23 protein-coding genes and 1 pseudogene are annotated in these 23,764 nt (G+C 69.4%); 8 read left to right on the top strand and 16 right to left on the bottom strand.

All coding sequences use genetic code 11. The annotated features are described in order from the left end of the window. The first annotated feature begins 67 nt into the window (after nt 1–67). Genes GT347_RS18735 through cynS form a run of 4 tightly spaced genes read left to right on the top strand, consistent with a single transcriptional unit; the run spans nt 68 to nt 3,568 of the window. Nucleotides 68–1,426, top strand: coding sequence for a CmpA/NrtA family ABC transporter substrate-binding protein (locus GT347_RS18735; RefSeq protein WP_160553648.1), 1,359 nt, complete (start codon nt 68–70; stop codon nt 1,424–1,426). A gap of 4 nt (nt 1,427–1,430) precedes the next feature. After that, the gene (ntrB, locus tag GT347_RS18740; RefSeq protein WP_229722376.1) at nt 1,431–2,303 is read left to right on the top strand and encodes a nitrate ABC transporter permease; all 873 of its coding nucleotides are present in this window, start codon (nt 1,431–1,433) and stop codon (nt 2,301–2,303) included. Further along, nucleotides 2,293–3,087, top strand: coding sequence for an ABC transporter ATP-binding protein (locus tag GT347_RS18745; protein ID WP_160553650.1), 795 nt, complete (start codon nt 2,293–2,295; stop codon nt 3,085–3,087). The genes ntrB and GT347_RS18745 overlap by 11 nt, the downstream gene beginning before the upstream one ends. A 37-nt stretch (nt 3,088–3,124) precedes the next feature. Further along, nucleotides 3,125–3,568: a cyanase gene (gene cynS, locus GT347_RS18750; protein WP_160553651.1), complete on the top strand. Its 444-nt coding sequence runs from the start codon at nt 3,125–3,127 to the stop codon at nt 3,566–3,568. Here the strand turns inward: cynS and GT347_RS18755 are convergent. Beyond that, the gene (locus GT347_RS18755) at nt 3,562–4,485 is read right to left on the bottom strand and encodes a LysR substrate-binding domain-containing protein (RefSeq protein WP_160553652.1); all 924 of its coding nucleotides are present in this window, start codon (nt 4,483–4,485) and stop codon (nt 3,562–3,564) included. The genes cynS and GT347_RS18755 overlap by 7 nt on opposite strands. A gap of 100 nt (nt 4,486–4,585) precedes the next feature. On the opposite strand from GT347_RS18755, the gene GT347_RS18760 reads away from it, so the two are divergent. Continuing rightward, nucleotides 4,586–5,590: a Bug family tripartite tricarboxylate transporter substrate binding protein gene (locus GT347_RS18760; RefSeq protein WP_160553653.1), complete on the top strand. Its 1,005-nt coding sequence runs from the start codon at nt 4,586–4,588 to the stop codon at nt 5,588–5,590. Further along, a pseudogene (locus GT347_RS18765) lies at nt 5,590–6,773 on the top strand (M20 aminoacylase family protein). The gene GT347_RS18760 and the pseudogene GT347_RS18765 overlap by 1 nt, the downstream one beginning before the upstream one ends. Nucleotides 6,774–6,783: 10 nt before the next feature. Here GT347_RS18765 and GT347_RS18770 read toward each other — a convergent pair. The 9 genes from GT347_RS18770 to GT347_RS18810 form a co-directional block, all read right to left on the bottom strand. Beyond that, nucleotides 6,784–7,086, bottom strand: a complete 303-nt coding sequence (locus GT347_RS18770) for a 2Fe-2S iron-sulfur cluster-binding protein (protein ID WP_160553654.1) — start codon at nt 7,084–7,086, stop codon at nt 6,784–6,786. Continuing rightward, nucleotides 7,077–9,155, bottom strand: coding sequence for an ATP-dependent helicase (locus GT347_RS18775; RefSeq protein WP_160553655.1), 2,079 nt, complete (start codon nt 9,153–9,155; stop codon nt 7,077–7,079). Before GT347_RS18775 ends, GT347_RS18770 begins: the two co-directional genes overlap by 10 nt. Before the next feature lie 49 nt (nt 9,156–9,204). Next, on the bottom strand, nt 9,205–10,203 hold the full coding sequence (locus GT347_RS18780; protein ID WP_229722377.1) for a PDR/VanB family oxidoreductase: 999 nt from the start codon (nt 10,201–10,203) through the stop codon (nt 9,205–9,207). Continuing rightward, nucleotides 10,200–11,087: an alpha/beta hydrolase gene (locus GT347_RS18785; RefSeq protein ID WP_160553656.1), complete on the bottom strand. Its 888-nt coding sequence runs from the start codon at nt 11,085–11,087 to the stop codon at nt 10,200–10,202. The genes GT347_RS18780 and GT347_RS18785 overlap by 4 nt, the downstream gene beginning before the upstream one ends. After that, nucleotides 11,084–11,884, bottom strand: coding sequence for an ABC transporter ATP-binding protein (locus GT347_RS18790; RefSeq protein ID WP_407704108.1), 801 nt, complete (start codon nt 11,882–11,884; stop codon nt 11,084–11,086). The genes GT347_RS18785 and GT347_RS18790 overlap by 4 nt, the downstream gene beginning before the upstream one ends. Then, complete coding sequence (locus GT347_RS18795) at nt 11,874–12,725, bottom strand: ABC transporter permease (RefSeq protein ID WP_160553657.1); 852 nt, start codon at nt 12,723–12,725, stop codon at nt 11,874–11,876. Before GT347_RS18795 ends, GT347_RS18790 begins: the two co-directional genes overlap by 11 nt. 10 nt (nt 12,726–12,735) lie before the next feature. Beyond that, a complete protein-coding gene (locus GT347_RS18800; protein ID WP_160553658.1) occupies nt 12,736–13,830 on the bottom strand; it encodes an aromatic ring-hydroxylating dioxygenase subunit alpha in 1,095 nt (364 codons plus the stop codon). Between the two features lie 10 nt (nt 13,831–13,840). Beyond that, on the bottom strand, nt 13,841–14,893 hold the full coding sequence (locus GT347_RS18805) for an aromatic ring-hydroxylating dioxygenase subunit alpha (protein ID WP_160553659.1): 1,053 nt from the start codon (nt 14,891–14,893) through the stop codon (nt 13,841–13,843). Nucleotides 14,894–15,015: 122 nt separating this feature from the next. Next, complete coding sequence (locus GT347_RS18810) at nt 15,016–16,026, bottom strand: ABC transporter substrate-binding protein (protein ID WP_160553660.1); 1,011 nt, start codon at nt 16,024–16,026, stop codon at nt 15,016–15,018. 107 nt (nt 16,027–16,133) lie between these two features. On the opposite strand from GT347_RS18810, the gene GT347_RS18815 reads away from it, so the two are divergent. Beyond that, nucleotides 16,134–17,042, top strand: a complete 909-nt coding sequence (locus GT347_RS18815; RefSeq protein ID WP_160553661.1) for a DUF72 domain-containing protein — start codon at nt 16,134–16,136, stop codon at nt 17,040–17,042. Here the strand turns inward: GT347_RS18815 and GT347_RS18820 are convergent. The 6 genes from GT347_RS18820 to GT347_RS18845 form a co-directional block, all read right to left on the bottom strand. Then, on the bottom strand, nt 17,025–18,044 hold the full coding sequence (locus GT347_RS18820) for a DUF2272 domain-containing protein (protein WP_160553662.1): 1,020 nt from the start codon (nt 18,042–18,044) through the stop codon (nt 17,025–17,027). The genes GT347_RS18815 and GT347_RS18820 overlap by 18 nt on opposite strands. Further along, on the bottom strand, nt 18,001–19,308 hold the full coding sequence (locus GT347_RS18825) for a DUF3443 domain-containing protein (protein ID WP_160553663.1): 1,308 nt from the start codon (nt 19,306–19,308) through the stop codon (nt 18,001–18,003). The genes GT347_RS18820 and GT347_RS18825 overlap by 44 nt, the downstream gene beginning before the upstream one ends. Continuing rightward, nucleotides 19,295–19,786, bottom strand: a complete 492-nt coding sequence (locus GT347_RS18830; protein WP_160553664.1) for a DUF2844 domain-containing protein — start codon at nt 19,784–19,786, stop codon at nt 19,295–19,297. The genes GT347_RS18825 and GT347_RS18830 overlap by 14 nt, the downstream gene beginning before the upstream one ends. 166 nt (nt 19,787–19,952) lie before the next feature. Further along, nucleotides 19,953–20,726 carry an ABC transporter permease gene (locus tag GT347_RS18835; protein ID WP_160553665.1) on the bottom strand — a complete coding sequence of 258 codons (774 nt, stop codon included), beginning with the start codon at nt 20,724–20,726 and terminating at the stop codon, nt 19,953–19,955. A 16-nt stretch (nt 20,727–20,742) separates the two neighbouring features. Continuing rightward, complete coding sequence (locus tag GT347_RS18840; protein ID WP_160553666.1) at nt 20,743–21,579, bottom strand: ABC transporter ATP-binding protein; 837 nt, start codon at nt 21,577–21,579, stop codon at nt 20,743–20,745. 21 nt (nt 21,580–21,600) lie between these two features. After that, the gene (locus tag GT347_RS18845) at nt 21,601–22,632 is read right to left on the bottom strand and encodes an ABC transporter substrate-binding protein (RefSeq protein ID WP_160553667.1); all 1,032 of its coding nucleotides are present in this window, start codon (nt 22,630–22,632) and stop codon (nt 21,601–21,603) included. A 289-nt stretch (nt 22,633–22,921) separates the two neighbouring features. On the opposite strand from GT347_RS18845, the gene GT347_RS18850 reads away from it, so the two are divergent. Continuing rightward, a complete protein-coding gene (locus GT347_RS18850) occupies nt 22,922–23,722 on the top strand; it encodes a hypothetical protein (protein ID WP_160553668.1) in 801 nt (266 codons plus the stop codon). Nucleotides 23,723–23,764 lie beyond the last annotated feature (42 nt).

Genomic DNA, 23,764 nt, shown 5'->3' on the forward strand with positions numbered 1-23,764 from the left:
GCGCGCTTGGCACGCGGCTGGTCCGGCGGTTGCGATGGCGCAGGCATCCCTTTTCCGGAGCCGCACCATGTCCCGACTGCCGACCCTCCCCGCCGCCTACGATGCCGACCGCCCGCTGCTGCTGCGCTGCGCCTGCGGCGCCGACCACGCGCCCGGCGAACACGCCTCGGCCGAGGCCCTGTCCAACGACAAGATCGAGGCGGCCCTGGTCAAGGCCCTGTTCCCGCAGGACGGCGTGCGCCGCCGTTTCCTGCAGGCCGTGGGCGCCAACACCGCCCGAGCCGCCATCGCCTCGCTGCTTCCCCTGGGCGCGCTGCAGGCCATGGCCCAGGACAAGGCCCCGCTGGAGAAGAAGGACCTGAAGATCGGCTTCATCCCGATCACCTGCGCCACGCCGCTGATCATGGCCCACCCCCTGGGCTTCTACAAACAGCAGGGCCTGAACGTGGACGTGGTGAAGACGGCCGGCTGGGCGCTGATCCGCGACAAGATGCTCAACAAGGAATACGACGCCACGCATTTCCTCTCGCCGATGCCGCTGGCCATCTCCATGGGCGTGGGCTCGAACGCGGTGCCGATGGAAGTGGCCACCATCCAGAACACCAACGGCCAGGCCATCACCCTGGCCAACAAACACAAGGACAAGCGCGACCCCAAGAATTGGAAGGGCTTCAGGTTCGCCGTGCCCTTCGAGTTCAGCATGCACAACTTCCTGCTGCGCTACTACGTGGCCGAGCACGGCCTGAACCCCGACACCGACATCCAGATCCGTGTCGTGCCGCCCGCCGAGATGGTGGCCAACCTGCGCGCCGGCAATATCGACGGCTACCTGGGCCCGGACCCCTTCAACCAGCGAGCGGTGTTCGAGGAGGTGGGTTTCCTGCACATCCTCACCAAGGACATCTGGAACGGCCATCCCTGCTGCGCCTTCGGCACCAGCGCCGCCTTCATCCAGCAGAACCCCAACACCTTCGCCGCCCTGGTGCGTTCGGTGCTCACCGCCTCGGCCATGGCGCGCGAGCCGAAGAACCGCGAACTCATCGCCAAGGTGATCGCCCCCGCCCAGTACCTCAACCAGCCCGAGACGGTGCTGACCCAGGTGCTCACCGGCCGCTTCGCCGACGGCCTGGGCAACATCAGGACCGTGCCCGACCGGGCCGACTTCGACCCCATCCCCTGGCAGTCCATGGCCGTGTGGATGCTCACCCAGATGAAACGCTGGGGCTATGTGAAGGGCGAGGTCGACTACAAGCAGATCGCAGAGAAGGTCTACCTGCTGACCGATGCCAAGAAACGCATGGCCGAACTCGGCCAGAAGCCGCCGGAGGGGGCCTACCCCAAGTTCACCATCATGGGCAAGGTGTTCGATGCGGCCAAGGCGGAGGAATACACACGCAGTTTTACCATCTCGAAGATGGCGGGCTGAGACGGTGTCGGCGAAGAACCTCAACCTGAAGGCTGCATTGCTGTCGCTGCTGGTCCTGGTGCTGCTGATCGGCGTGTGGCACCTGGCCACGCTCTCCAGCGCGCCGAACAGCTCCGCAGCGGGCATGACGCCGGAGCAGATCGAGTACGCGAAGATGCTCGGCAAGGACCCGACGGCGGGCGCGGCGCAGAAGGGCTCGGGCTTTCCAACGCCAGCCCAGATGGCGGCCACCATCGCCCGGCAACTGGCCCATCCCTTCTACGACAACGGCCCCAACGACAAGGGCATCGCCATCCAGCTCGGCTGGTCGCTGCTGCGGGTGGGCAGCGGCTTCCTGCTGGCCTGCGTGGTGGCGCTGCCGCTGGGTTTCCTGATCGGCATGTCGCCCCTGTTCCGCAAGGCGCTGGACCCCTTCATCCAGGTGTTGAAACCCATCTCGCCCCTGGCCTGGATGCCGCTGGCGCTCTACACCATCAAGGATTCCTCGGCCAGCGGCATCTTCGTGATCTTCATCTGCTCGGTCTGGCCGATGCTGCTCAACACCGCCTTCGGCGTGGCCTCGGTCAAGCGCGAATGGCTGAACGTGGCGGCCACGCTGGAGGTGCGCCCGATGCGCAAGGCGCTGCGGGTGATCCTGCCGGCGGCCGCGCCCACCATCCTCACCGGCATGCGCATCAGCATGGGCATCGCCTGGCTGGTGATCGTGGCGGCCGAGATGCTGGTCGGCGGCACCGGCATCGGCTACTTCCTGTGGAACGAGTGGAACAACCTGTCGCTGACCAACGTGATCTTCGCCATCCTGGTGATCGGCGTGGTGGGCATGGCGCTGGACCTGGCCTTCGCCGCCGTCCAGAAGAAGGTCAGCTATGTCGAATGAACTGCTGCTGAAGATCCAGGGGCTGGCCAAGTCCTTCGTGCCGGGCCGGCCGGTGTTCGACGGGGTGGACTTCACGCTCGAGCGCGGCGAGTTCGTCTGCATCATCGGCCACTCGGGCTGCGGCAAGACCACCATCCTCAATGCAATGGCGGGCCTGGACCACGCGAGTTCGGGCCATATCTTCATGGACGGCCGCGAGGTGGTGGCGCCCGGGCTTGAGCGGGGCGTGGTGTTCCAGAGCCATGCGCTGATGCCCTGGCTCACGGTGCGCCGCAACATCGCCTTCGCGGTGGAGTCGCGCTGGCCGGACTGGAGCCGGGCTCAGGTGCAGGCGCAGGTCGAGAAATACGTCGCCCTGGTCGGTCTGAGCGCGGCCATCGACAAGAAGCCGTCCCAGCTCTCCGGCGGCATGAAGCAACGTGTGGGCATCGCCCGCGCCTTCGCGATCGAGCCCCGCATGCTGCTGCTCGACGAGCCCTTCGGCGCGCTCGATGCACTCACCCGCGGCACCATCCAGGACGAGCTGCTGGCCATCGTGCGCCAGACCGGGCAGACCGTCTTCATGATCACCCACGACGTGGACGAAGCCATCCTGCTGGCCGACCGCATCCTGCTGATGCGCAACGGCAGCGACACGGCGGCCGGCTGGCGGCCGGGCGGCGTGGCCGAGATCGTCGCCAACCCTCTGCCGCGCGAACGCAACCGGGCGGGCCTGCACCGGCTCGACGGCTATTACGCGATGCGCAACCGCATCGTCGATTTCCTGGTGGGCGCCGCCCACTGATCCACCCCCTCACGCATTTCCAACAGGAGTTTTTCCCATGAGCCGCAACGACGTTACCGAGAAAATCATGACCGCCAAGGTGCTGAACGGCATCAGCTGGGCCAGCGTGGCCGAGAAGGTCGGCCTGTCCAAGGAATGGACGACGGCCGCCTGCCTGGGCCAGATGACGCTGACGGCCGAACAGGCGGCCATCGTCGGCGACATCTTCGGCCTGGATGCCGACGAGCGGAAATGGCTGCAGGTCGTGCCCTACAAGGGCTCGCTGCCCACCGCCGTGCCCACCGATCCGCTGATCTACCGCTGGTACGAACTGGTGAACGTGTACGGCACGACGATCAAGGAGCTGATCCACGAGGAGTTCGGCGACGGCATCATGAGCGCCATCGATTTCTCCATGGACATGCAGCGCCAGAACGACCCCAAGGGCGACCGGGTGCGGGTGGTGCTGTCGGGCAAGTTCCTGCCCTACAAGACCTACTGAAGCGGCGCGGCCGTCACGACGGGGTCCACCGCCAGCCGGGCCTCTTCCTGCACCCAGGCGCAGAAGGCCAACTGCCCGGCGCTGGCCGGCTGCTGCTGGTCCAGGCAGAGGAAATAGCCCCGGCCGGTGGAAACCGGAATCGGGAAGGGGATCACCAGCTCGCCGCGCGCCAGCTCGCGCTCGATCAGGCAGGGCTGGGTGATCGCCACGCCCACGCCCTCCTTGGCCGCGAAGATCATGTTCATGCTCAGGTCGTAGCCCGGCCCCAGGCGCGGCTCGCCGCCCAGGCCGGCGGCATTGGCCCAGCGCGCCCAGTTCTCGGGGAAGTTGGTGTGGTGCAGCAGCACCTCGCGGCCCAGGTCGCGCGGCGCCTGCAGGCGCGGCAGCACCTCGGGGGCGCAGACCGGCACGATGTCGCGGCCCAGCAGGTAGGTCACCTGCAGCCGGCTCGGCCAGCGGCGGCGCGGGCGCTTCACGTCGATCCAGATGTCCACGTCGTCGCGCTGGAAATCCTCGTCGTGGCGGAACTGCCGCATCTCGATGTGCAGTCCCGGATGCGCCGCCTGGAAACGCGGCAGGCGCGGCAACAGCCATTTGGTGCCCAGGGTGGGGATCACACTCAGCCGCAGCTTGGCCGAGGAGCGCGGCTGCTGGAAAAGGGCGGTGGCCGACTCCAGCGCCATCACATGCCGCTCGGTCAGCTGGCGCAGCTGGCGGCCCTGCTCGGTCAGCGTCACGCCCTGGGGCGAGCGTTCGAAGAGCCGGCAGCCGCCCAGGTGCTGCTCCAGCCGCTGCACCGCGCGGCTCACCGCCGCCTGCGTCACGCACAACACCTCGGCGGCCTGGCGGAAGCTGCCCAGGCGGCACACCGCCAGGAAGGCATGCAGTTCGACCAGCGAGGGGGAGCGCAACTTCATGGCGGGAATTACATCATGTCATCGCGGACGATGATTTTGTCGTTTGAAACCCGCGGCGGTCCTGGCCTACGCTAGCCGCATTCCCGATCCTTTCGACGCCATGACTTCACCCGCATCCGACCGCCGCCGCTTCCTGCAATCCACCGCCGCCGCCGGCCTCGCCGGCCTGGGCCTGCCCGCCTTCGCCGCGGACACGCCGTACCCCAGCCGACCGATCAACCTGGTGGTGCCCTTCACGCCCGGCGGCTCGGTGGACGTGGCCGGCCGGCTGATCTCCGACCGCCTGGCGCGTGCGCTCGGCCAGCCGGTGGTGGTCGACAACCGGGGCGGCGCTGGCGGCACCATCGGCTCGACCTACGTGGCCAAGGCGGCGCCGGACGGCTACACCCTCATCGTCACCTCGCAGAGCACCCATGTGGTCAACCCCGCGATGAACCCCAGGCTGCCCTACGACGCGGTCAAGGACTTCGCACCCATCACCATCATCGGCCGCCTGGCCAATGTGCTGCTGATCAACGCCGACCTGCCGATCCGCAGCTTCGACGAGCTGGTGAAGTACGCCCGCGCCCATCCCACGGCGCTCAACTACGCCAGCGCCGGCACCGGCTCGGTCTCGCACCTGAGCATGGAGCTGCTGAAGAACCAGGCCGGCATTCCCATGGCCCACATCCCCTACCGCGGCGCGGGCGTGGCGCTGTCGGACCTGCTGGGCGGCCAGGTGCAGCTGACCTGGAACAACCTCTCGTCCAACCTCGGCAACATCCTGAACGGCAAGCTGCGCGCCCTGGCCGTCGCCGCGCCGGCCCGCGTGCAGCAGCTGCCCGATGTGCCCACCTTCGCCGAACTGAAGCTGCCCGACCTGAACCTCACCTCCTGGAACGGCCTGGCCGCGCCGGCCAAGACGCCGGATGCCATCGTGCAGAAGCTCTACACCGAGACTCGCAGGATCCTCGCCGAGCCCGCCACCCGGGCCACCTGGCTGGACAAGGGCATGATCGTGCCCGAGGACGTCACGCCCGCGGCCTACCGCAAGGAGATCGCCGAGCGCATCCAGTTCTACCAGCGCATCGCCCGCGACAACCGAATCGTCATGGATTCCAACTGATGAGCGCCCCCGTCCTCACCCAGGTCGCCGACCTGCAGCCGCTGCACGAGGAACTGAGCGTGCTGCGCCACCACATCCACCGCCATCCCGAGCTGGCCTTCGCCGAACACGCCACCTCCGACCTGGTCGCGGACAAACTCACGCAATGGGGCTACCAGGTCACCCGCGGCATCGGCCAGACCGGCCTGGTGGCGCAGCTGAAAGTGGGCGAGGGCGGCAAACGCCTGGGCCTGCGCGCCGACATGGATGCGCTGCCGATCCAGGAAGACACCGGCCTGCCGTACGCCAGTGCCACGCCCGGCCTGATGCACGCCTGCGGCCACGACGGCCACACGACCATGCTGCTGGGCGCTGCCCGCCACCTGGCGCAGACGCGGCGTTTCTCGGGCACCCTGAACCTGATCTTCCAGCCGGCCGAGGAACGCGGCTTCGACAGCGGCGGCAAGGCCATGGTGGCCGACGGCCTGTTCGAGCGCTTTCCCTGCGACATGGTGTTCGCCATGCACAACCATCCGGGTGCGCCGCAGGGGCATTTCCTGATGCGCCAGGGCCCCTTCCTGGCGGCGGGCGACCGGGTGTTCATCAAGATCCTCGGCGTGGGCGGGCATGCGGCGCGGCCGCACCTGGCGGTGGATCCGCTGGTGGCCTCGGCCGCCATCGTGATGGCCTTGCAGACGGTGGTGTCGCGCAATGTCGATCCCAACGAATCGGCGGTGGTCACCGTGGGCCGGCTGCGTGCGGGCGATGCGCTGAACGTGATCCCGGCCGAGGCCGAGATCGGCATCAGCGTGCGTTCCTTCAGCCCGGCGGTGCGGGCGCTGCTCAAGGAGCGGATCACCAGGCTGGTCGAGTCCACCGCCGAGGCCCATGGCGCCCGCGCCGAGATCCGCTACATCGAGGGCTATCCGGTGGTGGACAACGCGGCAGATGCCGTGGCCCTGGCCGGCGACGTGGCCACCGAACTGGTCGGCGCCGACCGTGTGGCGCGCGACTTCCCCAAGATGATGGGCAGCGAGGACTTCGCCTACATGCTGCAGGCCTGCCCGGGCGCGCTGGTGCGCATCGGCAACGGGCCTTCGGAAGGCGGGCGGGGGCTGCACAACCCGCGCTACGACTTCCACGACGGCAACCTGACGGTGGGGCGGCCTTCTGGAGCCGGCTGGCCGAACGTTTCCTGGCCTAGGAGCCCGGGCTCAGACCCGCAGGGCGCCGGGCGCGAGCAGCGCCACGTCGCCTTCGGCATAGGCCACGCAGGGGAGTACATAACCCTCCTGCTTCTCTTCGCGGCTGAGGCCGGGCCAGGCGATGCGGTAACTCACCTCGCCCGCGGTCTTCAGGCAGATGCAGCTGCGGCAGGTGCCGTTGCGGCAGGAGCTGGCCAGTTCCACCCCGGCCGCCTCGGCCGCCATCAGCAGGGTGCTGCCGGCCGGCACCGGCAGCAGCCAGCCATGGGGCTCGATGCGCAGTGTGGCGGGACTTGCTTCTTTCACTTCCATGCGTCGCGCGAGCGCTGGCGCACGCCCACCTCCATGCGTGCGGCCACCCGCGGGCCGGCCGTGCCGGCGGCCGGCGGCGGCCAGAACACCTGGTCGAAATCGAGCACCGCCCGCTCGTCGATGAAGCGGCTGCGCGCGGCATACATGTGGCGGTCGCCGTTGCGGGCCTGCTGGGTGACGTAGAAGCGGTGCGGCACCACCAGGTGCAGATGCTCGCGGGCGCGGGTCATGGCCACGTAGAGCAGGCGGCGCTCTTCCTCGATCTCGGCGCTGTCGCCGGTCGCCATGTCGGACGGGATGCAGCCGTCCACCACGTTGAGCACCGACACCGAGGTCCATTCCTGGCCCTTGGCCGAATGGATGGTGGAAAGGATCAGGTAGTCCTCGTCCAGCAGCGGCACGCCGGACTTGTCGCTGGTGGATTCCGGCGGGTCCAGCGTCAGTTCGGCCAGGAAACGTTCGCGCGAGCCATGGCCGGCCGCGAGGCGCACCAGCTGTTCCAGATCGGCCCGGCGGGTTTCGGCATCCTCGTGGATGCGCTCCAGGTGCGGCACATACCAGGCCAGCGCCCGTTCGGCATCGCCCGGCCAGCTGGACTGCTGCGCATCGCGCAGGGCGGCGTAGAGCGTGGCGAAGGCCTGCCAGTCGCCAGCCAGCGAGGGCTTGGGCCGGAAGCCTGCGATCACGCCGGCCGGATCGGGACTGGCCTCCATCGCATCGAGCAGCCGGCCGGCGGTGGCCGCGCCCAGGCCCGGCATCAGCTGCAGCACCCGGAATCCGGCCAGCCGGCTGCGCGGGTTCTGCACGAAACGCAGCACGGCCAGCAGGTCCTTGACGTGGGCGGCTTCCAGGAATTTGAGGCCGCCGAACTTCACGAAGGGGATGTTGCGCCGGGCCAGTTCCAGCTCCAGCGCGGCGCTGTGGCTGGCGGTGCGGAACAGCACCGCCTGCGAGGTCAGCCGCAGCCCGCCTTCGCGCAGCGACAGGGTGCGCTCGGCCACCCAACGCGCCTGCTGCATCTCGTCGGGCACCACCACCAGTTCGCTGCGCCGGGTGGAGGCCTTGTCGGTCCACAGGCGCTTGGCATGGCGCTCTGCGGCGCGGGCGATGACGGCATTGCTCACCTGCAGGATGGGCTGGGTGGAGCGGTAGTTGCGCTCCAGCGCGATGACGGTGGCGGGCGGCTCGAACTGCGCGGGAAAGTCCAGGATGTTGCGCACCGTGGCGCCGCGGAAGGAATAGATGGCCTGGGCGTCGTCGCCCACCACCGTCAGGCCCCGGCCCTCGGGCTTCAGGCCGAGCAGGATGGTGGCCTGCAGCCGGTTGGTGTCCTGGTATTCGTCGACCAGCACATGGTCGAAGCGCTCGGCCAGCAGCGGGCCGATGGCGGGGTCGGCGGCCATGTCGGCCCAGAAGAGCAGCAGGTCGTCGTAATCGACGGTGTTCTGCTGCTGCTTGGCGTCCACATAGGCGCCGAAGAGCTGCTTAAGCTCGGCCTCCCATTCGGCGCACCAGGGATAGGCCTCGCGCAGCACCTGCTCCAGCGGCATGCGGGTGTTGACGCAGCGGGAGTAGATGCCGAGACAGGTGCCCTTCATCGGGAAACGTTTGGCCGTGCTGGAAAAGCCCAGTGTGTGGCGCACGATGCCCATCAGGTCCTCGGCGTCGCCGCGGTCGTGGATGGTGAAGTTGTCCTCCAGTCCGATGGCCGCCGCATGCTCGCGCAGCAGCCGCGAGCCTATGCCGTGGAAGGTGCCGGCCCAGGGCAGCGAGGGCGCCTGGCCGCTCTTGCCTGCGATGCCCAGCACCTTCTGCAGCACTCCGCCGATACGCCGCTCCATATCGACGGCGGCGCGGCGCGAGAAGGTCAGCAGCAGCATGCGCTGCGGATCGGCGCCATCGAGCACCAGCCGGGCCACGCGGTGGGCGAGGGTGGTGGTCTTGCCGGAGCCGGCGCCGGCCACGATCAGCAGCGGGCCGTCGCCGAAGAAGACGGACTCGCGCTGGCGCTCGTTGAGGGAATCGAAGGCGGTGGAGGCCGGGGAGACCGGTGAATGGGGTGAGGGCATGGCACGGGCGGTGAAGCCCGTACTGTATATCCGTCCAGATGATGGCTGCCTATAAATCCAGCACCAGGGTCGGGGATAGCGCGCGTGAACAACACAGGGCGACCTGGTTCTGGGCGGCTTTTTCCTCCGCCGTCTGGTAGCGGTCGCGGTGGTCGGCCTCGCCGGCGAGCAGGGGCGTGAGGCAGGTGCCGCAGACGCCTTGTTCGCAGGAGGTCCAGACGGTGACACCTGCCTTCAGCAGCACGCTGGAGATGCTGCAGCCGACCGGCACTTGCACCGTCACGCCGCTGCGCGCGGCCTGCACGGTGAAGGCGCGGTCGGCCGGCTGGACTTCTTCGTCGGGCGGCTGGAAATGCTCCTGGTGGCAATGGTCGGCCGGCCAGCCCAGCGCCCGCGCGCCGGCCTGCACCGCACGCATGAAACCCTCGGGGCCGCAGGTGTAGGCATGGGTGCCGGGCTGCGGCTCGCCCAGGGCCTGGAGGATGTCCAGCTGTTGGGCGGCCGGGCCGTCGTCGGCATGGAGGTGCACCCGGTCGGCGAAGGGTGTGTCCTGCAGCAGTCCGGCGAAGGCCGCGCTGTCCTGCCCGCGCACCGCGTAGTGCAGCGTGAAAGGCGTGCCCAGCCGATGCAGCCGCCAGGCCATGGCCAGCAGCGGCGTGATGCCGATGCCGCCGGCCAGCAGCACCGCGCGCCGGGTGCCGGCGGCCAGGGGGAACTGGTTGCGCGGCGGGCTTACGGTCCAGCGGCTGCCCGGCGCCAGCCGGTCGTGCACCGCCTGCGAGCCGCCGCGCGAGGGCCGGGCCAGCAGGATGGCCAGCTGCCAGTCGCCCGGCAGGTCGGGATCGCCGCACAGCGAGTACTGGCGCACCAGGCCGTCGCCCAGGTGCAGGTCGACATGGGCGCCGGGCTCGAAGGCCGGCAGCGGCGCGCCGTCGGCCGAACGCAGGCGCAGGTGCAGCACGCCGCCGGGCAGCAGGGCGCGGGCCGCGACGGTGACGGCGAGGGTGGTGGAGACAGTGGTGGAGAGGGAGGCGGCGGCCATGGTCATGCCGGCTCCTGTTCGGCCAGGCGCAGGGCTGCCAGCAGGGCGCGGCCCAGCATGCCCTCGGGCGAGGCATAGGTTTCGGCCACCTCGAAATGGTCCAGGTCCGGCGCGGTCTCGCGCGCCATCAGCAGGCCGCGGCTGTCCAGCGCGGCGGCGAAGGCATCGGCCTGGGCCTGCATCAGCGGGTTGTCCAGCTCGCCGGTACCGACGAAGACCGGGCAGGCGATGGCACCCACCTGGTGGATGGGGCTGAGCGCGCGGGCCTCGGCGGCGTCCAGTCCCAGGTACTGGTTGCGTGCGCTGCGCGCCACCGGCGCCATTTCGTAGAAGCCGCTGGAGCAGATGGCCGCGCGCAGGAAACCGCCCGGCAGGCCGAATTCCGCCTGCCAGTCGGTGGCCAGGGCCAGCGCCAGCAGGTGCGAACCGGAGGAATGCCCGGCCAGCACGATGCGCTGCGGGTCCGCGCCGTATGCGGCGGCGCAGCGCCGTACATGGGCGATGGCCTCGCGCACCTGCTGCGCCATGGTGGCCAGGCTGACGGCAGGGCATTGCGCGAACTCGATCGGCACGAAATGCGCGCCGGCGGCCAGCACGGTGCCGGCGGCGAAGCTGTTGGTCTCCTTGCTGCCGGAGCGCCAGGCACCGCCGTGCACGAAGACGACCACGGCCCTGCCGCTGCCGCTGCTGGGTGCGAACCAGTCCATGCGCTGCGCCGGGTCGGGTCCGTAGGCGATGTCGGCGCGGTGCGGCAGGCGGCCGCGCAGGGCGGCGCTGGTGGCGGCGTAGCGGGCCAGGCCGGCGTCCATGTCGCGGGCCCAGGCGCGCTGGTCGAGCAGGCGGTCCAGCGTGGCCTGGTCCAGGGTGTCGAAGTCGAGCACGGGGTTCATGCCGCCATCCCCATGGCCCGGTCGAGCAGGGCCGAGACGCGCTGGCTCTGCTCCGCCGCCTCGGGGGTCAGCCCGGGCAGGCGCGGCTGGCGGCGGTCGGCCAGGCCTTCGAGTTCGCCCACGATGCGGCCGGGCCGCGCCGCCATCACCACCACCCGGCTGGCCAGCTGCACGCTCTCGATCACGCTGTGGGTGACGAAGACCACGGTGCAGCCCAGCTGGCGCCAGAGTGCCGCCAGGTCCTGGTTGAGCCGGTTGCGGGTGATCTCGTCGAGGGCGGCGAAGGGCTCGTCCATCAGCAGCAGGCGCGGCCGGGTGACGAGGGCGCGGGCGATCGACACCCGCATGCGCATGCCGCCCGAGAGCTGGCGCGGGTAGGCGTCCGCCGCCTCGCGCAGGCCGACCAGGGCCAGGGCCTCGTCGATGGCGCCGGCCACCTGGGCGCGCGGCACGTCCTGCAGCTGCCAGGGCAGGTAGACGTTGTCGGCCACGCTGGCCCAGGGCATCAGGGTGGCGTCCTGGAAGACGAAGCCGATCTCCGGGCGCTTGCCCTCTCCGCCCCACTGCAGGCTGCCGCCGCCGGGCTTGAGCAGGCCGGCGAGCAGGCGCAGCACGGTGGACTTGCCGCAGCCCGAGGGGCCGAGCAGGCAGACGAAGTCGCCCTCGTGGATGTCCAGGTCGATGCCGCGCAGGGCGGCGGCGCCGCTGCCGGCGAAGGTCTTGTGCACGCCCTGCAGGCGGGCCAGCAGGGGGCGTGTGGAGGGCGGGTTCATGGTGTCGGCCGGTTCAGTGCTCATGCGCGGTCTCGCTCTCGTGCCAGTGCGCCAGCAGGCGGCGCTGCACCAGCGTGGTCAGGGCCCAGACGGCCAGGCCGAAGAGCGACAGCAGCACCAGCGCCGCGAACATGCGCGGCACGTTGAGCATGCTGCCGCTCTCCACGATGGCCCAGCCCAGGCCGCGGGCGGTGCCGCTGCCGGCGACGAATTCGGCCACCACCGCGCCGATGACGGCCAGGCCCGAGGAGATGCGCGCGCCGGTCAGCACGTGGGGCAGGGCGGCCGGCAGCTGCAGGTGGCGGAACCGCTTCCAGCGCGAGGTGCCGTAGAGCTGGAAGAGTTCGGTCAGCCCCCGGTCCACCGATTTCAGCCCGGCCACGGTATTGGCCAGGATCGGGAAGAAGGCCACCAGCCAGGCCAGGATCAGCAGGGCCAGCCAGACCCGGTCCATGCCGACCCAGATCATCACGATGGGTGCGATGGCCACCACCGGCGTGACCTGCATCACGATGGCATAGGGCCAGAGCGTCATCTCCACCGTGCGGTTCTGCGCGATCAGCACGCCCGCGCCCAGGCCGGTGACCAGGGCCAGCGCGAAGGCGCCCAGCGTGACGGCCGCGGTGTTGGCCAGGCTCAGCAGCAGGCCGCCGCTGTCGGCCATGAAGGCGGCGGCGATGGCGCTGGGCGCCGGCAGCACGAAGGGCGGCACCCGCAGCAGGCGCACCAGCGCCTCCCAGGCCAGCAGCGCCAGCAGGCCGGCGGCGAGCGGCAGCCAGGTGGCGGCGCGCGGCCGCCAGCGCGGTGCATGCAGGCGCGCGGCCGCAAGGCGCACGGCGCCGGGATGGGGAGGGTGGGCGGCCATGGGCTTTCCTTCAGGCGGGTTGGGGCGCGGTGCCGCGCGGCAGGGCCACCGGCACCCAGGCCGGCGCTTCGGCGCGCTGCTCCTGCTCGCCGGCCTGGGCCAGCAGCTTCATGAACAGGCTGCGCATCACCAGGCCGGGGCGGTCGCTGGCCATGTGCAGCTCCTCGCCGTCGACCACGGCCAGCGGCACGTCGGGGTCGCAGCTCTCCAGGATGGCCTTGTCCTCCAGCGTCACCGCGCGGTCGAAGGCGATCACGCTGGCGGCGCTGGCCTCGGCTTCGCTGTCGTTGCGGTAGACCCATTGCAGGATCATGGAACGACGGTCGTCCATCGGCGTGGCGCAGGTCACGATCACATGCTCCAGTCCGTTGGGATAGCGGATGCCGGTGCGGCGCACGAAGGGCATGAACCAGGCCGAGGTCTGTTCGCGCACCGTCTCGGCCTCCTCGCTGCCGATGGCGCGCTGCGCCGTCTCGCCGCGCACCACCACCCGGTAGTGGGTGGTGGCCTCGAAGCCGTAGGCATGCTGCGAGGTGATGCGGTAGAGATTGGGCCGCGCATCCTGCACATCGCCGAAGGTCGCGCGGTGCACATAGGCCACATGGGCGTTGTCGAAGGAGTTCTCCATCAGCCGCAGCGCGCCGATGTCCCAGGGTTCGTGGAACTCGGCGATGCGGCGGAAGGACGGATCAGCGTCCTGCGGCAGCTCGGGCAGGCCGGCCAGCGGCTCTTCGCCGGGCGCCGCCAGCGTGACCCAGACATGGCCGTAGCGCTCCTGCGCCCGGTAGGCCGGCACGCAGGCATTGGCGGCGATCGGCGTGCCCGGTGCCTGCTGCGGCACCCGCACGCAGCGGCCCTGCGGCGAGAAGGTCCAGCCGTGGTAGCCGCAGACCACGTCGCTGCCTTCGACGAAGCCCAGCGACAGGCGCGCGGTGCGGTGGCAGCAGCGGTCGCGCAGGCAGGCGACGCTGCCGTCCTCGGCGCGCCAGAGCACGATCGGCTCGCCCAGCAGGGTGAAGGGATGCAGGCCGCCGCCGTCGAGCAGGGCGGCCGGCATCACCGGGTACCAGAAGCGGCGCAGGGCCGCTTGTCGGGTGATCTGCATGGCCAGCTCCTCAGGCGGACACGGCGATGGGCACCACGGTGCGCAGCCGGCTCTCGGTCTCGCCGTGGGCGGCCAGCAGCTCGCGCAGGCGGCGGCGGATGGTCAGGCCCGGGCGGTCCGAGCGCATGGCGATCTCCTCCTCGCGGGTGGGCACCAGGGGCACGTCGTATTCCATGCTTTCGAGGATGTTGCGGTCCTCGTCCACGATGATGCGGTCGTAGGCGGTGGCGGCCTCGAAGCTGACCTCTTCCTCGGTGTCGCTGCGGAAGCAGAACTGCACCAGCATGCAGGTCTTGTCGTCGATCGGCGTGGCGCCGGTGAAGAAGGTGCAGCGCAGGCCCGAGGGATAGCGGATCGCCAGGCGGCGCGAGAAGGGCATGAACCACTGGGCGGTCTGCGAGCGGTGCGTCATCTCGCCCTCCACCCGCAGCGCGGCGACGGCGCCGGTGCGGTTCATCGCCCGGTGGCTGCGTTCGGCCACGTCGAAGCCCTGGGCGGTTTCCTCGAAATGCAAGGCCTCCTGTACCACATCGGTGATGTCGCCGAAGGAATGGCGGTGGGTGAAGGCGATGTGCGAGGTGTCGAAGGAGTTCTCCATCACCCGCAGCGAGGCGCATTGCCAGACCTCGCAGAACTGGTCGAGGCGGCGCATGCCGGCATCGGCGGCCTCGGGCATCTCGGGGATGGGCGAGAGCGGATCCTCCAGCGCCACCCAGACATGGCCGTAGCGTTCGGCCACATGGTAGGACTCGATCGAAAGGCCGGTGGGCTTGCCCTGCTGCTCGGGCGCGGCCTGGGGGATGCACATCACCTGGCCGTCGGCCGCATAGGACCAGCCGTGGTAGGCGCAGGTGATGCAGTTGCCTTCGACATAACCACGCGAGAGCTTGGCCGAGCGGTGGCAGCAGCGGTCGCGGATGGCGCCCAGGCTGCCGTCGGCGCCGCGCCAGACGACGAGTTCGGTATTGAGCAGGGTGAAGGGCTGGGGGCCGGCCTCCAGGCGGCTGACGGGCATCAGCGGATACCAGAAGCGGCGCAGGACGGGATGGGCGGTTTGCAACATGGTCTGTTCTCGTGGGACTTGCATGGACGTGCGGCCGGCACCGCGCGCGCGGCGCCGTGGGTCACGGCCAGCGATGGATAGGGAATGGGACGGTGGCGGCGCCCGCGGGCGCCGTGGGGCGCCTACTTCGGCGTGGGCCCGCGGTTGACGAACTGCAGGGTGTAGGCACCCCTGGTGTCGGTGCCGGCCGGGAACACGCCTTCCTGCACCAGCACGTCCATGTGCTCGCGCCAGCGCTGGTCGGACATGGCGCCTATGCCGAGCCTGGCCGTGTTGGCGTCGTCCACCACCTGGAGCGACACCAGCCGCTCGCGGGCGAACTTCAGCAGGCCGTCGCTCATCTGCGGATCGCGCTGCTTGATCAGCGCCATCGCCGGCTCCGGATTGCCGTAGAGGAAATGCGACCAGCCCTCGGCCGTGGCATCGACGAAGGCCTGCACGGCGGCCGGCTTGTTCTTCACCCAGTCCTCGGGCACCACCAGCAGCACGCCGTAGCTGGCGTAGCCGTAGTCGGCCAGCAGGAAGGAGGTGGTCTCTGCCTTCTGCTGGCTGGCCAGGTATTCGGTCGAGGTGATGAAGCCCTGCTGGATCGCATTCGGGTCCGACAGAAAGGGCGCCAGGCTGAAGGCGAACTTGCGGATCTGCGTGTCGGTGAAGCCGTACTTGGCGCGCAGCCAGGGCCAGAAGGTCGTCGCCGAGCCGGTGGAGATCATGATGGGCTTGCCCTTCATGTCGGCCAGGGAAGCGATGCCGTTGCCCTTGTGGGTGATGAGCGTCTGCTGGTTCTTCTGCGCGAATGCCGCGACGGCGGTGACCGGTGCGCCGGCGCGTCTGAGGTTGACGACCGCGTCGTTGGACTGCACCAGGGCGAAGTCCACGGCCTTGGCGGCCAGCAGCTGGGAGGCATTGATGCCGGGGCCGCCCTCACGCAGTTCCACGGTGATGCCGTGCTTGTCGTAGAGACCCTCGGCTACGGCCTGGTAGAAGCCGCCGTAGTCGGCCTGGGCTGTCCAGCCCGTGAGAAAGACGATCTTTTCCCTCGCCTGTGCCGCCTGCGGTAGCCAACAGGACCACAGGCAGGCGAGCCCGGTCAGTGCAAGCTTGATCCTGCGTTTCGTTTCATGCCATAACACCCTTTTCACCATACGTCTCGCTCGTACTGCGCGACCGCCCGGTGCACCATGCACCGGACCCGAACAGCCTCTTAGACGCCTGGAGGATCCCAAGCAATGGATGTGCCATGACGCTTCTCGCCGGTTCCGCCTCCTGGACCGACCCCACCCTGCTGACCCCGGGACTCTTCTATCCCACCGACGTGCACACGGCCGAGCAGCGCCTGCGTTTCTATGCCTCGCGCTTTCCCATGGTGGAGGTCGACTCCAGCTTCTACGGCCTGCCCACGCCCCACAACGCGGCCCTCTGGGCCGAACGCACGCCGCCGGGCTTCGTGTTCGACATCAAGGCCTTCCGCGCCTTCACCGGGCACGACATCCCGCTGTCCTGCCTGCCGCGCGAACTGCGCGGCCAGGTCGGCACCCAGGAGACGGTGCAGTGGCGCGACCTGCCCAGCGATGTGCGCCAGGAACTCTGGTGGCGCATGCGCGCCGCGCTGCATCCGCTGCAGGCGGCCGGCAAGCTGGGCGCGGTGCTGTTCCAGTTCTCGCCCACGGTGCGGCCGGGCGCGGTGGTCGAGACCCACCTGGAGCACTGCGTGGACATGATGGCCGGCGCCACCGTGGCCTTCGAGTTCCGCCACCGCAGCTGGTTCGAGGGCCCGCAGGCGCGGCGCACGCTGGCGATGATGCGGGAGCTGGGTGTGGTCAACGTGGTGGTGGATGCGCCCCAGGGCGATTTCGACAACAGCGTGCCGGCGGTGTGGGAGGCGACGCATCCGGAACTCGCCATCGTGAGGCTGCACGGGCGCAATGCCTCGGCCTGGAACCGCAGCGCGGGGGCTTCCTCGGGGCGTTTCCAGTACGTCTACAGCGATGCGGAACTGGGCGCCATGCTGCCCGGGATGCGCCGGCTGGAAGAGCAGGCCGGCCAGGTGCACGCCACCTTCAACACCAACTACCGTGACCAGGGCCAGGTGAACGCGCGGCGGCTGCTGACGCTCTGGTACGGCGACGCCTCAACGCAGCTGCATTAACAGCACCCAGGGCTGGTCGTTGAGGCTGGCGTCGGGGTCGGCGGCATGCTCGCGGTAGCGGGCCGCCAGGCGGGGCGGCAGGGCCGGGTCGGGCTGTGGCTCCAGCGCCAGCGAACGCAGGGTGACCGACTGCAGCACGTTGCCGCCGATGGAGCGGGCCATGTGCGCGCCGCGGTTCACGTCGACCACCAGGTCGCAATGCATGGGCAGCGAACCGCCGGCGGCGAGCGCCAGGCCCAGGGCCTGGAAGTCGGTGATGGCGGCGGCGCGTGCGCGGGTGTTGCAGACCAGGTCGCCGGGGCGGGGCGGCGTGTCGGCCAGGTCGCAGGCGCGGTAGGCGCCGGTGTCGGGCTGGTGATCGGCCTCGTGCCGGCCGGTGGCGAAGGCGGCGCGGGCATAGTCGGCGTGGGCGTCGGAAAAGACGAATTCGTTCGCGCCGAAGCCGGCCTGGCGCATCAGGTAGCTGATGAAGACGGCCGACCAGGGGTTGTCCACCAGGGCGGCGCGTTGCACAGAGGCGTCCAGCGCATCGGCCTCGCGGGCGTTCAAGCCGATTTCGCTGGCCTCGCCGCCAAAGCTGGCCAGGCGTGCGCTGCTGGCCAGGTTCACGCCCTGGCGCAGCAGATCGGTGCGTTGCCAGCGGCCCTGGCTGTCGCGCACCTGGCCGGGCGATCCCGGCGACCAGGCCGACCAGAAGCGCTGCACCTTCTGCCAGGTGGGGTCGGGATCGCCCGGCTCTCGGTCGAATTCGGCCTCGCCGAAGCCGGCGCGCACCAGGCGGCCCTCGCTGTCGATCTCCTGGCGGCCGAAGGCGGCATGCTGGGCGCGGGCCTCGGCGATCAGCGCGGCGACACGGCCATCGGCCGGGGCCTGCGCGGCGGTGGCGCTGCACAGCGCCCCTGCATCGCCCGCCTCGGCCGCAGCGGCGGCGGCCAGCAGGGCCGCGGCCAGCGCCGCCTTAGAAGGCCACGAACGGACCTGTCCCCAGCGGAGTGCTTGCATCGATGATGGCGGTGAACACGCTGCGGCCATAGTAGAAGGGCAGGCCGAAGAGGAAGCCGGTGGTCGAGCCCAGGGTCGCGCCCACGTCCGGCAGCACGGCGGTGCTCGACGGCGTGGTGAACAGCGTGCTGGCGTTGGCGATGCGGAAGCTCACCGTGCCGCTGACCGCGTTGGTGCCGCTGATGGTGGCCGACAGGGTCTGGGTGGAAGTGGGGCAGTAGAAGCTGCTGCTGGAGCCGCTGCAGCGCGCCAGGGTGCTGTCGCTGAAGAAGTAGAAGTTGGAGCCGCTGTCGAAGGCGGTGCGGCTGTAGGTGCGGCCGTTGTAGGCCGAACTCAGGTAGCCGGTGCTGCGGTCCACCCCATAGGCCACGGCCGAGCCGACGGCGTTGTTGGTGCGGGTGCCTATGCCCATCACCAGCGAGCCGGCGACGGTGGTCTGGCCGCCGCTGTTCACGGTTGGGAAGACGATCATCGAGCCGTTGTTGTCGCTCGGCATCTTCGCCACCGGGTTGGCGATCTGCTGCGCCAGCGGGATCGCCGCCGGGGTGCAGCTGGAGGCGCTGGCGCAGGTGTAGTAGGCGGCGGAGACGGCGCTGGCGACGCAGGCGTTGCCGCAGTCCTGCACGAAGTGGCCGATGCCGAGGATGCCGTTGGCGCCCAGGTCCGACACATTGTTCTGCGAGCTGCCGGTGTTCGAGCAGGCCGTGGGCACGGTGGGATAGGCCGGGTCGGCGATCACCTGGATCGGCAGCGAGGCGGTGGTCAGCCCGCCCAGGGTGACATCGGCCTTGCGTACCGAACCCCAGGTATAGCCGCTGACGAAACTGCCGCATGCCGCATACGGCGTGCTCGATGCGGTACTGGTCTGCAGGGGGAAGTTGGTGGCGGTGCCGATGGCCGAGGCCAGCAGGCGCAGGCCGACGGAGCCGGTATCGACCAGCACGTGGTCGATGGTCACGCAGCCGCTGGCCGAGCCCGGCGGGCAGATGGTGACGCTGGCGTAGGGCAGGTTGGCGATGCGGCTGGTGATGCCGCTCGGGCCGCTGTCCACGACCAGGGCCACGACATTGGTGCCGCTGACGACACCGGAACCGCCGCTGGAGCCACCGCTGGAGCCACCGCTGGAACTGGAGCTGGCGCTGGAACCGCCACCACCGCCGCCGCCGCCGCAGGCGACCAGCGCGGCAGCCGTGCACAAGGCCAGGCCCCACAGCCGCAGGCGTTGGGAGAGGGTGCGGGAGAGGGAGGCTTCAGCGGATCGCATCGGTATCGACTCCGGCGGGCAGTTGCGGGGTGAGGTAGGCGCGGCCGGCGAAGGCGCGCATGTGGCCGGTGGAATCGAAGACCATGCCGGAGGCGTCGGCGGGCCGCAGTTCCATCGGTCCGCGCCGGCCTTCGCGGTTGCGGCTGCGGGCGCCGCTGTCGACCGCATCGAAGTGGGTGTTGCCCAGCAACTGCTTCAGGTCGGGCATGGCCGGACCCTCCCAGGCCACGGCGAAGACCACGCCGCTGGCGCCCAGGTATTCCCGGATCACGGTGGTCGAGGGCAGGGTGAAGGTCTTGACGGTATAGGCCGCCGCGGGCGCCGGGGTGCCGGCGGTGCCGCTCATGGCGACGCGGTCGGCTTCGATGGAGGCCTCGTCGCCGCCGAGGGTGGCGAAGGCATGCAGGGGGGCGAGGCAGGCGAGGACCGCGATGGCGCCGCTCAGGCGGCGCAGCGGTGAACGAAAGGGATGTGCCATGGCGGTCGGAAATCCTGAAGCTGGGCTGCTTCAGATTCTGGCATGCGGATGTATCGGCAAATCCGGATTTTGCTGCTTGTAGGGGCTTACGCAGGGGTCCTGTGGAGCCCGTCGCAAGCCGGAACTTGCGACGGAAATTGCCAGTGAGCGCCAACCATGAAGGCGTTCAGGACTGGCCGGCGCTGCGGTGCGCCCATCCGGTGGTGCGTTTCTCGATCACGCTGAACAGCTCGTACATGGCCATGGCCATGGCGCCCACCACCAGCAGGCCGGCGAAGGCCAGGCCCATCTGCATCGAGGAGCCGGCCGAGATCAGCAGGTAGCCGATGCCTTCGTTGGCCGCGGTCATCTCCGAGACGGTGGTGCCGACGAAGGCCAGGGTGATCGCCACCTTCAGCGAGCCGTAGAAGTAGGGCAGGGAGCGCGGCAGGCCGACCTTCATCAGCACGTCCCAGCGCTTGGCGCCCAGCACCCGCAGCACGTCTTCGAGCTCCGGCTCCAGCGTGGCCAGGCCGGTGGCGATGTTGACCATGATGGGAAAGAAGCTGATCAGGAAGGCGGTCAGCACCGCCGGCCCCACGCCGATGCCGAACCACACCACCAGGATGGGCACGAAGGCCGCCTTGGGCAGGGCGTTGAAGGCGGTCATCAGCGGATAGACGGCGGCGTAGGCCAGGCGCGAGCTGCCGATGACGAAACCCAGCAGCACGCCCACCACGATGGCGATGCCGAAGCCCACCATCGTCACCCAGAAGGTGCGCCAGGCATGGCCGGCGATGATCAGCTTGAACTCCATGAACTGCGCGGCGATGCGCGCCGGGCTGGGGAAAATGAATTCCGAGACGTTGAAGGCGCTGCAGACGATCTGCCACAGCGCCAGCACCACCACCAGCAGCAGCCAGGGCGACCAGCGTTCCATCTGTTTCTTGTCGAGCTTCATGGGAAGGGCGGCCTTCTTATTGCGGAACGGCGGCGGCGCCGACCGGGGTGCGGATGGCGCCGATGTGGCTGCGCAGCTCCAGCACGATGTCGGTGAATTCCTTGGCGTAGGTCAGCTCCAGCGGACGCGGGCGGGGAAACTCGATCTCGCGCTTGGCCACGAAGCGGCCGGGGCTCTTGCTCATCACATAGACCGAGTCGGCCAGGAAGACGCTCTCGCGCAGGTCGTGCGTGACCAGGATCACGTTGAAGCCCTGCTCGGCATGCAGGTCGCGCAGGATGCACCACAGCTCCTCGCGGGTGAAGGCGTCGAGCGCGCCGAAGGGCTCGTCGAGCAGCAGCATCTTGGGCTCGTGGATCAGCGCGCGGCAGATGCTGGCGCGCTGCTGCATGCCGCCGGAGAGCTGCCAGGGGAACTTGTCCTCGTAGCCGGCCAGGCCGACCTTCTGCAGCAGGCGGCGGGCACGCTCTTCGTATTCCTTCTTCTTCTGCTTGAAGCTGGAGCGGTAGGGCTCGACGATCTCCAGCGGCAGCAGCACGTTCTCGACCGTGGTGCGCCAGGGCAGCAGGGAGGAGGCCTGGAAGGCCATGCCGGAGATCTTCAGCGGCCCGGTCACCGGCTGGCCGTCGATCAGGATCCTGCCCATCGACGGCATGCGCAGGCCGGTGGTGAGTTTCATGAAGGTGGACTTGCCGCAGCCCGATGGCCCGACGATGGCGATGAACTCGCCGCGTTTGACCTGCAGGTCGATGCCCTCCACCGCGAAATGGTTGGCGCGCAGCAGCTCTTCGTTGTAGGCGAGCCAGACGTCGCGGAAATCGACGAAGGGTGGTTCTGTGGGCGCGTCTTGCATGGCGGGTGGGTTCCGGCGGGCTTACTTCTTCAGGATGTTGAGTTCTGCCTTCGAAGGCAGATAGGCCGAGGTCCACACGGTCTCGGGATTGACCCGCGTCTTGGTGCCGAAGGCATCCGAGACCTGCGAGGCCATCAGCGACAGGCGCCCCGGCACCACCTGGCCGAAGCCTTCGCTGCGCGCGTCGGGGCTGTTGATGACGGTGTCGATCGCCAGCTTCAGGCGGCGGGTCTCCAGCTCGCTGTTGACGATGCCGTCGCGCGCCTTGACCGTCTCGACGGCGGCGGCGGGATTGGCCAGCAGGTCCTTCACGCCCAGGGTGAAGGCCTTGAGGAAGGCCTTCACCGCCTCGGGCTTTTCCTTGAGGAACTTGGGGTTGACGATGATCGCGTTGCCGTAGAGCTTCACGCCGTAGTCGGGGTACTGCATCACCACCACGTCCTCGGCCTTGACGCCGCGCGCCTCCAGGTTGAGCAGCGAGGTGAAGGTGAAGCCGGTGATGGCGTCGACATCGCCGCGCACCAGCATGGTTTCGCGCAGCGGCGGGTCCATGGCGGTCCACTGCACCGGGCCGATCTTGTTGGCCGCGGCGAAGATCGGGTAGGCGCGGCGGCCGGCGTCGAACACCGGCGCGCCCAGCTTCTTGCCGGCCAGGTCGGCGGGTTTGGCGATGCCGGACTTCTTCAGCGCCATCACCGAGGCGGGCGTGTTGTTGTAGACCATCATCACGGCCACCGGCTTGTTCGGCGCGTCCGGGTTGTTGGCGTGGAATTCCATCAGCGAGGCCATGTCGGCGAAGCCGATGTCGTAGCTGCCCGAGGCCACCCGGGTGACGGCGCCGCCCGAGCCGTTGCCGGCATCCACCGTCACATCCAGGCCCGCCTGCTTGAAGTAACCCTTGGCGACCGGCACCAGGAACAGGGCGGCCGGGCCCTCGAAGCGCCAGTCGAGCTGGAACTTCACCGGCGTCAGCGACTGCGCCAGGGCCGGCACGGCGACCAGCGCCGCGAGTGTGGTGGCCAGGGTGGAGCGGAGGAAACTGCGTTTTTGCATGAAGTCGGGCTCGGGCAGGGAGTTGGAGGGGATGAGGCCTCGATTGCAAGAAGGATGCCCGGTGCACGCAGCTTCCGTACACATGGGTGTATACGATTTTTGCGTGCAGAACGGTCTGCAGCCTGATGGACGCCGCCCCGTAAGAAAGCACGGCGCACCGTCATGGTTCCTCTTCGGCTGTTTCGGCAGGCTTGGCGGGACTTCGGCCAGCGGTCGGGGCAGGAGCAAGGTCTGCGGGCGAAATCCTGTTTTCCATCTGCAGCCAGGCCATCCGCCTTGGTCGATCACCATGCTTTCACCGCGCCGTACCAGCCCGGCGGAGCCTGTCCACAGGCTCTCACCCGTTTGCCCGTCATCCAGGTCGCCGATCGCGCACGAGCCGGCGACGGACCTGTCCGGTGGCGAGAACCCCTCCCACCCATTGCCGCTGGCGGAGCTGGCGCAGGCCGGCAAGCGCCGCCGCTCGGCACAGGACGAGGCGCCATTCCAGGTGGTGCCCGCCCGGCAGAGCAAGGTCCGCAAGCCGAAGCCCGCGATAGCGATTGCGCAAGAGCCTGCGGCCGAATCCCGCGAGCTTGCCTGCCTGGGCTGGCCGGACCTCAAGAACGTCGAGGCCGTCCTGCAGATCCTGGAGACCATGCGCCGGGCCGGCGTGGAGGCCCGCTGCGTCCGCTGGGAGGAGGTGCTCGCGCTGCTCAATGAGCGCGGCATGGGCATGTCCTGGTCGGAGCTCAACCGTGTGCTCTGCATGGTGATGGCGGGGCCCGCGCCGGTGCGCAACTTTCCCGTCGCCGCGGGTCACGCCGCACGCGTGCTGCTGGAATTGCTGAACTGGTGCAGGGTCTGGCAGAGCAGCTTCAACTGGTCCGAGCTTTGCCTGCTGATGCCCCAATGCTCGGACTCCATGGTGCACAAGGCCACCAGGGAAGTGCTGAGGGCGGGCTGGCTGGAGCGGCCGGCCCACAACACCTACCGGTGCACCTCGAAATTCCTGACCGATCCTCTGCCCGCCCCACCGGGCGCCGAGTCCTGGTGGTCGCGGGGCTTGCCTGCCTTCGGGCCGCGCCCGCCGGGTTCGTCTTGCCCCTGACCCGGCATGCCGGACGGGGGCGAAATCCGCAGACAACCACTC

The organism is Xylophilus rhododendri, from assembly GCF_009906855.1.
Taxonomy (GTDB): Bacteria; Pseudomonadota; Gammaproteobacteria; order Burkholderiales; family Burkholderiaceae_C; genus Xylophilus; species Xylophilus rhododendri.

Excerpts from the sequence above, each read along its gene's own strand:
- GT347_RS18735 (WP_160553648.1), top strand. The coding sequence starts at position 68 with ATGTCCCGACTGCCGACCCTCCCCGCCGCCTACGATGCCGACCGCCCG.
- GT347_RS18745 (WP_160553650.1), top strand. The coding sequence starts at position 2,293 with ATGTCGAATGAACTGCTGCTGAAGATCCAGGGGCTGGCCAAGTCCTTC.
- cynS (WP_160553651.1), top strand. The coding sequence starts at position 3,125 with ATGAGCCGCAACGACGTTACCGAGAAAATCATGACCGCCAAGGTGCTG.
- GT347_RS18755 (WP_160553652.1), bottom strand. The coding sequence starts at position 4,485 with ATGAAGTTGCGCTCCCCCTCGCTGGTCGAACTGCATGCCTTCCTGGCG.
- GT347_RS18760 (WP_160553653.1), top strand. The coding sequence starts at position 4,586 with ATGACTTCACCCGCATCCGACCGCCGCCGCTTCCTGCAATCCACCGCC.
- GT347_RS18770 (WP_160553654.1), bottom strand. The coding sequence starts at position 7,086 with ATGGAAGTGAAAGAAGCAAGTCCCGCCACACTGCGCATCGAGCCCCAT.
- GT347_RS18775 (WP_160553655.1), bottom strand. The coding sequence starts at position 9,155 with ATGCCCTCACCCCATTCACCGGTCTCCCCGGCCTCCACCGCCTTCGAT.
- GT347_RS18780 (WP_229722377.1), bottom strand. The coding sequence starts at position 10,203 with ATGACCATGGCCGCCGCCTCCCTCTCCACCACTGTCTCCACCACCCTC.
- GT347_RS18785 (WP_160553656.1), bottom strand. The coding sequence starts at position 11,087 with ATGAACCCCGTGCTCGACTTCGACACCCTGGACCAGGCCACGCTGGAC.
- GT347_RS18790 (WP_407704108.1), bottom strand. The coding sequence starts at position 11,884 with ATGAGCACTGAACCGGCCGACACCATGAACCCGCCCTCCACACGCCCC.
- GT347_RS18795 (WP_160553657.1), bottom strand. The coding sequence starts at position 12,725 with ATGGCCGCCCACCCTCCCCATCCCGGCGCCGTGCGCCTTGCGGCCGCG.
- GT347_RS18800 (WP_160553658.1), bottom strand. The coding sequence starts at position 13,830 with ATGCAGATCACCCGACAAGCGGCCCTGCGCCGCTTCTGGTACCCGGTG.
- GT347_RS18805 (WP_160553659.1), bottom strand. The coding sequence starts at position 14,893 with ATGTTGCAAACCGCCCATCCCGTCCTGCGCCGCTTCTGGTATCCGCTG.
- GT347_RS18815 (WP_160553661.1), top strand. The coding sequence starts at position 16,134 with ATGACGCTTCTCGCCGGTTCCGCCTCCTGGACCGACCCCACCCTGCTG.
- GT347_RS18820 (WP_160553662.1), bottom strand. The coding sequence starts at position 18,044 with ATGCAAGCACTCCGCTGGGGACAGGTCCGTTCGTGGCCTTCTAAGGCG.
- GT347_RS18825 (WP_160553663.1), bottom strand. The coding sequence starts at position 19,308 with ATGCGATCCGCTGAAGCCTCCCTCTCCCGCACCCTCTCCCAACGCCTG.
- GT347_RS18830 (WP_160553664.1), bottom strand. The coding sequence starts at position 19,786 with ATGGCACATCCCTTTCGTTCACCGCTGCGCCGCCTGAGCGGCGCCATC.
- GT347_RS18835 (WP_160553665.1), bottom strand. The coding sequence starts at position 20,726 with ATGAAGCTCGACAAGAAACAGATGGAACGCTGGTCGCCCTGGCTGCTG.
- GT347_RS18840 (WP_160553666.1), bottom strand. The coding sequence starts at position 21,579 with ATGCAAGACGCGCCCACAGAACCACCCTTCGTCGATTTCCGCGACGTC.
- GT347_RS18845 (WP_160553667.1), bottom strand. The coding sequence starts at position 22,632 with ATGCAAAAACGCAGTTTCCTCCGCTCCACCCTGGCCACCACACTCGCG.
- GT347_RS18850 (WP_160553668.1), top strand. The coding sequence starts at position 22,922 with ATGCTTTCACCGCGCCGTACCAGCCCGGCGGAGCCTGTCCACAGGCTC.